Raw genomic sequence first — 10,784 nt, 5'->3', positions numbered from 1 at the left:
CAGCAGCACGCCGCCGAGCACCACGAAGCAGAGCTGGAGGGACTCCCACAACAGATGCAGCTTGCTCAGCATCTTGGCGTCGCTCGCCTCATGGGTGGGGGGGCTGCGTCTGTCCAGCCACCAGAGTGCCAGCAGGTTGCAGGCGGTGATGGCGGCCAGCATCACCCCGGCCACCTTGAAGATCACCGCCAGGTTGCTGCCGAGGTTCTCCACATAGGCCAGCCCCAGCCCCATCAGGAACAGGATGAGATAGACCATCTTGCCCAGCGACTGATTGATCAGCTTGATGAGCCGGGTGGAGGAGAGGGGGACAAGATAGCCAATCACCAGCGGCAGCAGGATCAGCAACACATTCAGCAACATTGGGGCCTCGGTCACAAAACTGGGAAAACGACACATTACCACTACTTATTGGCCAAGAGTCATAAATCCATGAGTTTGTATGCTTCATTCGACCCTTTTTTTATCGGTTTGTTACTTTTGCATGGCGAGGCCGCCTTCCCTAGGCCCTCTAGTCTCGGGTCGTCATCGTCAATAAAATCAATTCCATTCAGAAAAAAGTGCGTTTTGTTCGGCCGAGGCGGGGTGAATAAAGTGACTCTGAATGGCTTCTGACTGAAAAGGCTGAATCTTCTTGCTACTGGTGCGTTCCGGGTATAAAAAGGCGGTATCTCAGAGATGGCGCAAAGCGGATTTTATGCAGACAAAGTGCTGAAAAATACCGCCAAGGCCAATAAAAATACAGATAAACCACTAAATACCTCGGTTCTGTATTGTTTTTTAACTACCTGAATGATATTTTCGCTGAAGGTTGCCATCGGTTAACTTTTTGTTAAATCCGCGATGGTGGAGTCACGCCGTAGCGGCGTCTAGGGACAGACAAGGTTGTAATGGATGAGCGACGTTGCCGCACTGGAAGTTCGTGAACTGCACAAGTATTTTGGCACCCACGAAGTGCTCAAGGGCATCGATATGACGGCCCGCAAGGGGGATGTTATCTCCCTGATCGGCTCCTCGGGTTCGGGGAAGTCGACCTTTCTACGCTGTATCAATCTGCTGGAAACCCCCTCTTCCGGCACGGTCTCACTCCATGGCGAGCTGATCCGCATGAAGAGCAATCGGGCCGGTGAACGCCTGCCCGAGGACATGCGTCAGGTGGAGCGCATTCGCAGCCGTCTGGCCATGGTGTTTCAAAGCTTCAACCTCTGGTCGCACATGACCATAATGCAGAACATCATCGAAGTCCCCATCCAGGTGCTCAAGGTGCCCCGTGCCGAGGCCATCGCCAAGGCGGAGCAACTGCTCAACCGGGTGGGCCTGTGGGAGCGGCGCGACTACTACCCCGGTCACCTCTCCGGCGGCCAGCAGCAGCGGGCCGCCATCGCCCGTGCTCTCGCGGTCGAGCCCGAGGTGATGCTGTTCGATGAACCCACTTCGGCGCTCGATCCCGAGCTGGTGGGCGAGGTGCTCGGCCTGATGCGCGAGCTGGCCGAAGAGGGGCGCACCATGCTGGTGGTCACCCACGAGATGTCGTTCGCCCGTGACGTCTCCAACAAGGTGATGTTCCTGCACCAGGGGCGGGTGGAGGAGGAGGGTAATCCCAAGGAGATCTTCGCTCATCCCAAGTCGGAGCGATTCAAACAATTCATCTCTTCCATCTATTGATGGGGGAGCGGTATTTTCAATATTCTGCGTTTTCAACGATCGACGTGTTTATCAAGGAGAGATACATGAACAAGCTGATGCTGGCGACTGCCGTGATGACGGCCCTGTGTTCCGGTAGCCTGATGGCCAAGGAGTGGAAAGAGGTACGGATCGGGGTGGAAGGTGCCTATCCTCCCTTCTCCTGGACCGAGCCGAGCGGCGAGGTGAAAGGCTTTGACATCGACATCGCCAACGCCCTGTGTGAAGAGATGAAGGTGAAGTGCACCCTGGTCAAGCAGGACTGGGACGGCATCATTCCGGCGCTGCTGTCGCGCAAGTATGACGCCATCATCGCCACAATGGACATCACCGAAGAGCGCAAGAAGAAGGTGGACTTCACCCAGAAGTACCAGCACATTCCGGCCCGCTTCGCCGCCAAGAAAGGCACCGAGGTGCAGCTCGACAAGGCCTTCATGGATGGCAAGACCATAGCCGTGCAGCGCGCCACCTCCATGGACACCTACATCACCGACAACTTCCCCAACGCCACCATCAAGCGCTACGGCACCGCAGACGAAGCCTATCTCGATCTGAAATCCGGCCGGGTTGACTATGTGATGGCCGACTCCGCCGCCATCAGCGACGGTCTGCTGAAGAAAGAGGGTGGCGATGCCTTCGAATTCGTCGGCCCGAAACTGACCGATCCCAAGTGGTTTGGCGAGGGCGCCGGCATAGCGGTACGCAAGGCTGACAAGGATCTGAAAGAGAAATTCAATGCCGCCATCCTGGCCCTGCGCGCCAACGGCAAGTACAAGGAAATCAACGACAAGTACTTCGACTTCGACGTTTACGGCGAGTAACCCCCAGGCGCGCTACCCCGGGTAGCCGCCGAAGGGATTGCGGCGAATCATCACGACAGGTTGACCCTAGTCTGTAGTCACCGGGCCCGTTGTCTCTCGCAAGGGAGCGATGGGCCCGCTTAGTTGCAATGGAGCTGCATGTGTTTGGTTTGAAAGGATATTGGGACGGGCAAGCCCGCTCAATGCGTTGCAATGGAGCCGCATATGTTTGATTTGAAAGGATACGAAGCCTCCCTGCTGGAGGGGGCCTGGGTCACCCTGGAGGTGGCGCTGGCTTCCCTGCTGCTGGCGCTGGTGCTCGGCATGCTGGGGGCGCTCGCCAAGCTCTCCCCCTACAAGTGGGCGCGCGGCATCGCGACCGCCTACACCACAGTCATTCGCGGCATCCCTGATCTGGTGCTGATGATGCTGCTGTTCTTCGGCGGCCAGGTGCTGATCAACGGAATCTGTACCTGGGTCAACGAGGCCTACAACAACTACCTGCTGGAGAGCAATCCGAACCAGGAGTGGGTCTCCCTGCTGCCGGATTACATCGACATCAGCCCCTTTGCGGCCGGGGTCGCCACCATAGGCTTCATCTTCGGCGCCTACATGACCGAGACCTTCCGCGGCGCCATCCTGGCGGTGGACAAGGGAGAGCTGGAAGCCGCTCGCGCCTTTGGCATGCGGGCGACCCAGGTGTTTGTACGGATCCTCTTCCCCCAGATGATGCGCCACGCCCTGCCGGGCTTTGGCAACAACTGGCTGGTACTGCTGAAAACCACGGCCCTGGTCTCCATCATCGGGCTCGATGACATGGTGCGAAAGGCGTCCCTGGCGGCGGGCTCGACCCAGCAGCCGTTTACCTTCTACATGGCGGTGGCGTTGATCTTCCTGATCTTCACCGCGGTCTCGACCTCGGCGCTCAAGTGGGCCGAACGTCACTACGCCATCAAGACGAGGTAAGCCATGCCGTATTCACTGCAGTCATTCGTTTACTGTGATAGTCGCGGTGTCAGTGCCGAGCGTATCTACATCACGATCAAGACGAGGTAAGCCATGGATTTCTCCATCATTCTCAAGGAGTGGCCCACCTATTGGGAGGGCTTCTACACCACCATCTGGCTGGTGGCGGCCTCCCTTATGCTCGGCCTCATGCTGGCGGTGCCCATGGGCATTTTGCGCAACAGCCGCAACTGGCTGATCAAGGGGCCGATCTGGGCATATATCTACTTCTTCCGCGGCACCCCGCTGCTGGTGCAGCTGTTCATCATCTACTACGGCGCCGCCCAGTGGGAGTGGCTCAAGAACGGCCCCGCCTGGGTGCTCTTCTCCGAGGCCTGGTTCTGCGCCCTGCTGGCGTTCACCCTCAACACCGGCGCCTACACCGCCGAAATAGTGCGCGGCGCCGTGCTGAACATGCCAAAGGGGCAGATTGAGGCGGCCAATGCCTTTGGCATGAGCCGCTGGCAGACCCTCACCCGCATCATCTTGCCCAACTCGTTTCGCCGTGCGCTGCCCGCCTACAGCAACGAGGTGATCTTCATGCTGCAGGGCTCGGCGGTGGCGGGCATCATCACCATAGTCGACCTGACAGGTGCGGCGCGGATCATCAACTCCCGCTATTACAGCCCGTTCGAGGCCTTCCTGACCGCCGGCCTGCTCTACATGCTGCTCACCTTCGCCATCGTCTGGCTGTTCAAGAAGTGGGAGGCCCGCTGGCACGCCCACCTGCGCCCCCGCAGCGTATGACAAAAATGAAAAAGCCCGCAGCTGCGGGCTTTTTTATGGCGCCGGCCTCTGCAGGCTCAGCGTCCCAGATATTCCCTGTCGAAGAAGGTGTTGACCCAGTGGGGTCGGTAGACGGCGAGCAGTGTCATGGCCATGCCGTTGAGCAGGGCCTCAGGGAAGAGCAGCAGCGGCCAGATGGAGAGGTAGTCGGCACTGATGGTGTGCCAGGGGTAGGCGCCGCTCATCCCCATCAGCAGGGCACTGGCGATGATCTTGACCGAGATGCTGAGCGCCCCCCCAAGAAAGGCGGCCACGAACAGGTAGACGAAGAGGTGGCGGGGCAGCCAGGCCCAGCTTGCCAGAAACAGCAGCCAGCTGGTGGCCACCGGCAGCGCGACACCGATGAGCGCCTGCCAGCCGAACTCAGCCAGGTTGGTGACACCAAAGGCCCCGAGGATCAGCAGGGTGAGGCAGGGGGCCAACAGGGCGAGGCGCCAGCCCAGCAGCAGGGTCAGGCTGGTGAGGCCGAGAAAGTGGATCTCCAGCCCCTCGTGGAGACCTGCCCGCAAGGTCCAGAGCGGCACCAGGACGATGGCGCTCCCCAGGCAGAGGTGCTGATAGAGGGGGTTGGCGTGGAGGGTGCGCAGCAGGGAGGCGTTCAGGCTGAAGGCGAGCAGCACCAGCCAGAGCAGGAGGGCGGCGACTTGTCCTTCACTCATGACCTCTCCTCTTGTGCCGGCGCTGCAAGGCCAGGGGCGCAATAAAAAGAGGCCGCCCAATCCCGGGCGGCCCCCTGTCTCAATACTTCACGTTGGGGTGGTACTTGCCGAGGATGGCCTGGACCCTGTCCATGGTCTCCTTGCTGGGGGGCTTGATCCCGGTCAGATCGTAAGTGTCTCCCAGCACATCCCACTTGTGCTTGCCCAGTTCGTGGTAGGGCAGCAGCTCCACCTTCTCGACGCACTCCCCCAGCTCTGCGATGAACTGGCCGAGCCCTTCGGCGCTCTCGTCATCGTCGGACCAGGTGGGCACCACCACGTAGCGGATCCACATGGTCTGGCCGCGGGACGCCAAGTAGCGGGCAAACTCCAGGGTGTACTTGTTGCTGACATGGGTGAGGGGGATGTGCTTCTCGTCGTTGATCTGCTTGATGTCGAGCAGCACCAGATCGGTGTTGTCGAGCACCCGATCGAGCAGCTCGTCGTAGTGACGCACGAAGCCGTTGGTATCCAGGCAGGTGTGGATCCCTTGCGCCTGGCAGGCGGCAAACAGCTCGGCGATGAACTCTTGCTGCAGCATGGCTTCCCCACCGGAGGCGGTGACGCCGCCGCCTGAGGCATTCATGAAGTGGCGGTAGCTGGTGAGATCCTGCATCAACTCGGGCACAGTGACCTCGCGGCCGCCCTGGGTGTCCCAGGTATCCCGGTTGTGGCAATACTTGCAGCGCATCAGGCAGCCCTGCATGAACACGATGAAGCGGATGCCGGGGCCGTCGACTGTGCCGCAGGTCTCGACGGAATGGATCCGGCCAATGATGTCGGGATTGCTGGTGTCGCTAACGGTGGCGGCAGGGATCCGCTGAGTGCCCTGATCGGCAGGGCCGCTGGTTTCAACGGCAGGGATCCGGTTAATGACTGACATAGACGACTCCAATTGTTCGGACAGGGTTCGAGCGGTCGTTATTTTATGACATAAAGCCCTATAAATCCTACCAGTTTAGCCTGCCGGGGTGGCACCCAGCAGACTCTCCAGTGCCTTGACGGGGAGCGGGCGGCTGGTCAGGAAGCCTTGGTAGTGCTGGCATCCCAGGGCCTTGAGCACGGCCAGCTGCTCCTCGTCCTCCACCCCTTCGGCGGTCACCGTGAAGCGAAACACCTTGGCGAGATCCAGGATGGCCTTGACGATGGCCTTGTCCTGCTCGCTGTGCACCAGCGTCTGGATGAAGCTCCTGTCCAGTTTGACCTCATCGGCGGGCAGATCGCGCAGATACGCGAGAGAAGAATACCCGGTACCGAAGTCATCGATGGAGATGAGAATGCCCAGCGCCTTGAGCTGGCGGATCTTGGCGATGCTGTCCAACCGGTTTTCCAGCACCACGGACTCGGTGACCTCCAGCAGCAGGCGCGACGGCGGCACCCCGGTATCGCGCAGCACGTACTCCACCTGCTGCACGAAGCCGGCAGTGTGGAACTGGCGGGCACTGACGTTGACCGACAGATGGGGGATGGCGAGGCCGTTGTTGAGCCAGAAACTGTACTGGGCGCAGGCCGTCTTCATTACCCAGTAGCCTATCTCCTGGATCAGGGTGGTCTCTTCTGCGATGGGAATGAACTCCCCGGGAGGGATCATGGTGCCGTCCATCTTCTGCCAGCGCAGCAGCGCTTCCACGCCCGAGAGGCTGCCGTTGTCGACTCTGTACTGGGGTTGATAGTGCAGCACCAGCTCGTTGTTGCGCAGGGCATCGCGCAGCTGGTTGTTGAGGGAGAGCTTGCTCTTCTCCTTCTCCGCCATGGCTTCGCTGAAGAAGATGTGGTTGCCCTGGCCGGCTCGTTTGGCCATGTGGACGGCGGTGTCGGCCTGCTGCATCAGGATCAGGTGATCCTTGTCATCGTCGCTGAACAGGCTGATCCCCACGGAGGCACTGCAGTGCAGTTTGTGATCGCCGATGTCGAAGGGGAGCCGGAAGATCCCCATCAGCTCCCTGGCAAAATGCTCCGCCAGGATCTTGGCGGTGATGTAGCCCTGGCCCAGCGCCGTGAACAGCAGGGCGAATTCGTCTCCCGAGGTGCGGGCCAGCACCAGGTTCTCCTGGGGCAGGGACTTGAGCCGAACCACCACGGCTTGCAGCAGCAGATCACCGCAGGCATGGCCGAGGGAGTCGTTGATCGACTTGAAGTTGTCGAGATCGAGCAGCAGCAATGCCCCCCACTGTCCGCTCGGGAGCGCAAGGGTGCGCTGCATGATGTCGTTCAGGCTGCGTCTGTTGTAGAGGTCGCACAGATCGTCGTAATAGGCGAGCCGCTCGATGTGGCGGGCCGCCTCCCTCTCCTGGGTGATGTCGTGGAAGCTGCAGACGAAATGGCTGATCTCGTCCTCCTCATCCTTGACGCCACTGACCATGAGCCGTACTGGGAAGAGATGGCCATCCCTGTGCAGGCACTGCTCCTCGCCGAGCCAGTATCCCTGCTCATCGACGGCGACGATGACCTCCTCCTTCAGGCTGTCGCCATAATAGGTAGGCCGCAGGGCCTCGATATGCTGACCGAGCATCTCCTCGCTCGCAAAGCCGGTGATGCGGCTGAAGGAGTCATTGACCTTGAGGATGATGCCGCCGTGGTCCATCACCAGCAGACCGTCGTGGGTGTTGAAGGCCACCTCGGCCAGGCGCAGGGCATCGTCGTTGGCGAGGCGCTGCAGTTCGATGGCCGCCCGTTCACGCTGTTCGTAGAGGGCATCGAGCAGGGGAATGGGGTCGGCCAGCGGCCCGCCCAGCAGCAGGGCGATCTGGCCCAGGGGGGCGCCGCCTTGACCCTGTAGCGGAATGCCGATGTAGGCCTTGGCGTTGAGGGCCAGCAACTGGGTGGCCTGGGGATAGCGCAGCGGCAGGTCTTCCACATAGAGGCTCTGGCCGTGCTGGAAGATCTCCCGGCCCGGGCCTATCTCCATCCGCATGGGCTTGACCGCAGAGAAGGTCTCTCCTTCCAGCATGCAGCGGGGAATGAGCCAGAGATCCTGGCCGCGCAGCTGAAACTCCCCGAGCCAGCCGATGCGGGCGCCGCTCGCCGTCATGGCCCAGCGCACCAGGGCGCGGCAATACTCATTGCCGCTCTTGCAACTGAGACCGCCTGGCAGGGTGAAGGGGGAGGCCTCGGCCACTTCGGGTTCGGGCTGCCAGTGACCCAGCAACTGGGCGCAGTGGCGCACCAGCTGCAGCGTCTCTTCGCCGATCAGGGTCGTCTCGGCGTATTCGAGGCTGAGCACGCCGATGAGTTTCTCCTGCTCCAGCAGGGCGCCGTCCAGGCGGGAGCTGACATGGGCATTGGCCAGATAATAGTGCTGGCTCAGCATGGGCTGGTGTGCGGCTTCCGAGAAGCTCAGGGCGCCCCGGGTACGCAAGGCCCGGATGTAGCGGCTGTCACCGCGAATGGCACCGACTGAATCCGCATTCAGGGTGAAGACAGGGGTCAGCTGCTCGCTGCCGAGGGGACCATTGGCCTGGTAGTGCCAGAGGATCAGGCGATCGGCCCCCAGGCACTCCCTGAGGCTCTCCAGCATGGCGGCATACTGCTGCTGGCTGGCCATCTGGCTCAGGCGCGGCAGTTGCAGCGACAGGCTGGCTGCGCTCTCCCGGGACTGGGTCTGCAGGCAGATGAGCCAGAAGGCGTCCTGTTCATGGGAGAGGGAGATATGCCACTGCTGGGCGGCAAAGCGCAGCAGCAGCTTGCCCCCCTTGCCGCTGGCCAGCCGCTGCTCTATGGGTTGGCGCAGGGCATCCGGCAATTGAGCCGGCCAGGCGCTGCGGGGCTCATCGAGCCAGTGGAGCGGGGTCTGCATCACATCGGTCAGGGCGACCAGCCGTTGACTACGGGTATCCAGGCGAAAGAACAGGGGGGCCTGGCTGGCTGTCGGGAGATGACTGAGCGCGGTAGACGACATGAACTGACACTATCCTGTTGAGCAATTGTCGGAGGGCAAGAATACTGCAAATCCGTGGCAAACAAAATTTCATTGAAACCTAAATTAGATTGTTCTAATTTGAACTCAATTTCTCGTTGAGTGGAGTCTTGCAGATGAAACGGATCCTGATTGTGGGTGGTGTCGCGGGTGGTGCATCGGCGGCGGCCCGCGCCCGCCGTTTGAGTGAAGAGGCAGAGATAGTGATGTTCGAGCGGGGCGAGTTCGTCAGCTTTGCCAACTGCGGTCTGCCCTATCACATCGGGGGGGATATCCCCAATCGGGATGCCTTGCTGCTGCAGACGCCTTTGAGCTTCAAGCGCCGTTTCAACGTCGATGTGCGGATCTTCCACGACGTGATCGAGATAGACAAGGCGGGCAAGACCCTGCTGGTGCGCAACCTGCAAACCGGTGACGAGCAGCGCGAGCCTTACGATGTGTTGTTGCTGAGCCCGGGGGCGGCGCCGATCCGTCCTCCTTTCCCCGGTATCGACAGCCCCCATGTTTATACCCTGCGCAACATCCCGGACATGGATCGCATTCTGGCGGCCCTGCGCCACGACAATCCGCGCCACGTCACCGTGGTGGGCGGCGGTTTTATCGGGCTGGAAATGATGGAGGCACTGCACCAGCGCAAGCTGGAGGTCACCCTGCTGGAGCTGGCCGATCAGGTGATGGCACCGGTGGACAAGGAGATGGCCAACATGCTTCATGCCCGAATCCGCGAAGAGGGGATCGATCTGCGTCTGCGCACCGGTCTATCAGCCATCGAGAGTCTGGATCTGCCCGCCGAGAAGACGGCAGCCGTGCCCACCGCCAACAGCGGCGGCCTGCGCCTGACCCTCAATGACGGCACCCATCTCGACACCGGTATGCTGATCCTCGCCATCGGCGTCAAGCCCGAAACCCTGCTCGCCGCCAAGGCGGGGCTGGAATTGGGGCCGCGCGGCGGCATCAAGGTCGATGCCGGCATGCGTACCTCGGATCCTTTCATCTTTGCGGTGGGGGATGTGGTGGAGGAGACCGATTTCGTCACCGGCGAATCTGTGCTGATCCCGCTGGCGGGTCCTGCCAACCGGCAGGGACGCATCGCCGCCGACAACATGCTGGGCCGTGCGGAAACCTACAAGAAGACCCAGGGCACCGCCATCTGCAAGCTGTTCGATCTGGCGGTGGCGAGCACCGGCCTCAACGAGAAGCGACTGGTGCAACTGGGTCTGCCGTTCGAGAAGGTTTATGTCCACCCGGGCAGCCACGCCGGTTACTACCCCGGTGCCCACCCGGTCAGCCTCAAGCTGCTGTTTGCTCCCGATGGCAAGATTTATGGCGCCCAGGCCATCGGCAAGGATGGGGTCGACAAGCGCATCGACGTGCTGGCGGTGGCCCAGCGGGCCGGGCTCACCGTGTTTGATCTGCAGGATCTGGAGCTCACCTATGCGCCGCCGTTCGGCTCGGCCAAGGATGTGATCAACATGGCTGGCTTCGTGGCGAGCAATCACCTCAAGGGAGATACCCTGCTCTGCCACGCTGCCGAGGTGCAGGCCCGCCACCCCCATCAGCTGGTGGTAGATGTGCGCAATGGCCCCGAGCTCGACAAGCTGGGGCGCATTCCGGGGGCGTTGCACATCCCCCTCGACGAGCTGCGCAGCCGTCTTCACGAGCTGCCCAGGGACAAGGAACTGCTCATCAGCTGTCAGGTGGGCTTGCGCGGCCACGTGGCCTGCCGCCTGCTGAGCCAGCACGGCTTTCGGGTGAAGAACCTCTCCGGCGGCTTCAAGACCTGGCAGATGGCCTCTGCTGGTTAGCTTCGTTTACATCTTCATACTCGGCCCCCGTGGCCAGCTCTACTGGGGGCTCAACTGCCGAGTGGCGTCCGTGCTAGGGAAGGTGCGAACA

At 61.2% G+C, this 10,784-nt stretch carries 8 protein-coding genes and 1 pseudogene; 5 read left to right on the top strand and 4 right to left on the bottom strand.

The annotated features are described in order from the left end of the window. Positions 1 to 363 (bottom strand): annotated as a pseudogene (locus BN1127_RS10255) (hypothetical protein); the annotation flags it as partial. Between the two features lie 531 nt (positions 364 to 894). On the opposite strand from BN1127_RS10255, the gene BN1127_RS10250 reads away from it, so the two are divergent. From BN1127_RS10250 to BN1127_RS10235, 4 genes are all read left to right on the top strand, one after another. Beyond that, entirely contained in the window at positions 895 to 1,665 is a 771-nt protein-coding gene (locus tag BN1127_RS10250; RefSeq protein WP_025326493.1) for an ABC transporter ATP-binding protein, read from the top strand. A 65-nt stretch (positions 1,666 to 1,730) separates the two neighbouring features. Next, entirely contained in the window at positions 1,731 to 2,504 is a 774-nt protein-coding gene (locus BN1127_RS10245; protein ID WP_042649367.1) for an ABC transporter substrate-binding protein, read from the top strand. Between the two features lie 204 nt (positions 2,505 to 2,708). Next, on the top strand, positions 2,709 to 3,449 hold the full coding sequence (locus tag BN1127_RS10240; protein WP_042649366.1) for an ABC transporter permease: 741 nt from the start codon (positions 2,709 to 2,711) through the stop codon (positions 3,447 to 3,449). Positions 3,450 to 3,542: 93 nt separating this feature from the next. Then, positions 3,543 to 4,235: an ABC transporter permease gene (locus BN1127_RS10235; protein WP_042649365.1), complete on the top strand. Its 693-nt coding sequence runs from the start codon at positions 3,543 to 3,545 to the stop codon at positions 4,233 to 4,235. 56 nt (positions 4,236 to 4,291) lie between these two features. Here BN1127_RS10235 and BN1127_RS10230 read toward each other — a convergent pair whose 3' ends face one another. The 3 genes from BN1127_RS10230 to BN1127_RS10220 all read right to left on the bottom strand — a co-directional run bounded on the left by BN1127_RS10230 (position 4,292) and on the right by BN1127_RS10220 (position 8,870). Further along, a complete protein-coding gene (locus tag BN1127_RS10230) occupies positions 4,292 to 4,933 on the bottom strand; it encodes an energy-coupling factor ABC transporter permease (protein WP_042649364.1) in 642 nt (213 codons plus the stop codon). 79 nt (positions 4,934 to 5,012) lie between these two features. Beyond that, a complete protein-coding gene (gene pflA / locus BN1127_RS10225) occupies positions 5,013 to 5,855 on the bottom strand; it encodes a pyruvate formate lyase 1-activating protein (protein WP_082030047.1) in 843 nt (280 codons plus the stop codon). Positions 5,856 to 5,930: 75 nt separating this feature from the next. Continuing rightward, positions 5,931 to 8,870: a sensor domain-containing phosphodiesterase gene (locus BN1127_RS10220; protein WP_042649363.1), complete on the bottom strand. Its 2,940-nt coding sequence runs from the start codon at positions 8,868 to 8,870 to the stop codon at positions 5,931 to 5,933. 134 nt (positions 8,871 to 9,004) lie between these two features. On the opposite strand from BN1127_RS10220, the gene BN1127_RS10215 reads away from it, so the two are divergent. Further along, positions 9,005 to 10,693 (top strand): FAD-dependent oxidoreductase, encoded by a 1,689-nt coding sequence (locus BN1127_RS10215; protein WP_042649362.1) that lies wholly within the window; start codon positions 9,005 to 9,007, stop codon positions 10,691 to 10,693. Positions 10,694 to 10,784: the final 91 nt, after the last annotated feature.

It is taken from the genome of Aeromonas media, assembly GCF_000819985.1.
Taxonomy (GTDB): domain Bacteria; phylum Pseudomonadota; class Gammaproteobacteria; order Enterobacterales; family Aeromonadaceae; genus Aeromonas; species Aeromonas media.
This window is presented reverse-complemented; position numbering and strand designations above follow the sequence as displayed.